The organism is Alicyclobacillus acidiphilus NBRC 100859 (genome assembly GCF_001544355.1).
In the GTDB taxonomy this organism is placed as follows: domain Bacteria; phylum Bacillota; class Bacilli; order Alicyclobacillales; family Alicyclobacillaceae; genus Alicyclobacillus; species Alicyclobacillus acidiphilus.
On sequence record NZ_BCQI01000139.1, the window covers coordinates 1 to 1,414 of the forward strand.

Sequence of the window (1,414 nt, forward strand, 5' to 3'; positions counted from 1 at the left end):
TATGGTGGCCCCATCTGTCAAGACAGTAATTTTCAATCTCTAAGCTATGGTCCAGTTTTCCCTATCCATATCCCTTTTTCAGGAGGAGCGGGAGGGGTGAATGGCCGTAGGCCAGAGGGGAGGAGCGAAGCGGCTTCCCCTGTCTTGTGTCCTGCGTTCTGTGTCCCTAAGCACTCTCCTTTCCTGTATATGTATTTTCCCGAGATGAAGTAGGAATCGGATCCTCTGGCTTCATGTTCATCAGGTAGATCTCAGCAGGCGTGTGATATCTTAGAGATTGGTGCGGTCGTTCGTGATTGTACTTGTATATGAATTTTCTGATTGATTCCCTCGCCTCCCTTGGTGTGGCGTACTCTTTTGTGTACACTTCCTGGTACTTGAGCGTCCGCCAGAACCGCTCGATGAAAATATTATCCACAGCCCTATTCTTGCCGTCCATGCTGATTCGGACGCCGGTTTCCTTGAGCATGCTTGTGTACTGTGGACTGGTGAAGTGGCTGCCTTGGTCGCTGTTCCAAATCTCCGGCTTTCCGTGGTTCAACGCCGTCTGCGTTGCCTTGAGAACAAAATCAATCTCAAGCGTCTGGTCAAGTTCCCAACTTACGATGTAGCGGGAGTACCAGTCGATGACGGCCACCAAATACATCCATCCGTGCTTCAGTCGGACATATGTGATGTCGATTGACCAGACGTGATTCGGGTGGCTGGCCTTTACGCCCGTCAGCAGATACGGATAAATCTTGTGGGCAAGGTTCCGCTTGCTCAGGTTCGGACCGGGGCTGACACCAGCTATGCCCATGTCCCTCATGCAGCGCACGACGCGCTTGCGGTTGATGGCCCAACCCTCCCGCCGTAGAATTGCTGTCATGTAGCGGCTTCCTGAGACTGGCCGCTCCGTGTATATCTCGTCGATGCAACGGCGGAGGCGAAGCTCTTCTTCTGAGACGTCTGCAGGTCTGTAGTAAAGGCTCGTCCGATTGAGGCTGAGCAAATCCGCCTGCCTAGAAATGCTGATCTTGTCACTGTCGTGCTCGACCATGGCAATTCTTTCAGCTCTAGTTCGGTTTGATGCCAGATTTTTTTTTGAGCCACTCAACCTCAGTGGTTAAGCGACCAATTTTTGCATAGAGTTCGGACGTCTCCTTTTCATGCTCCTTCTGTATGGCAGCAGTGTTTTTCTTGCTCTCGTCTTCGAAAACACTGGACAGGTTTTCCACAGCGGTGTTTTTCCACCGATGGAGCATAGTGACGTGTACGCCGTACTCCGATGAAATCTGGGCGATGGTCTTCTCTTCTTTGAGAAGCTCAAGGACGACTTGCGCTTTGAATGATGCGGTATAGTGTTTTCTCATGGCCATATTGTAGCTTAATCGGTCCCTTCTCAGTTGTCTTGATGCCTGGGACCACTATACTT

At 51.0% G+C, this 1,414-nt stretch carries 1 protein-coding gene; it reads right to left on the reverse strand.

The features are described 5' to 3' along the window. Window positions 1-166: 166 nt before the first annotated feature. Window positions 167-1,358 (reverse strand): IS3 family transposase gene (locus AAC01S_RS18415; RefSeq protein ID WP_441394809.1). Its coding sequence is split into 2 segments (ribosomal slippage): window positions 167-1,085 and window positions 1,084-1,358, totalling 1,194 coding nucleotides; the frame shifts between segments, so codons are not numbered across the junction. Between the last annotated feature and the right edge of the window lie 56 nt (window positions 1,359-1,414).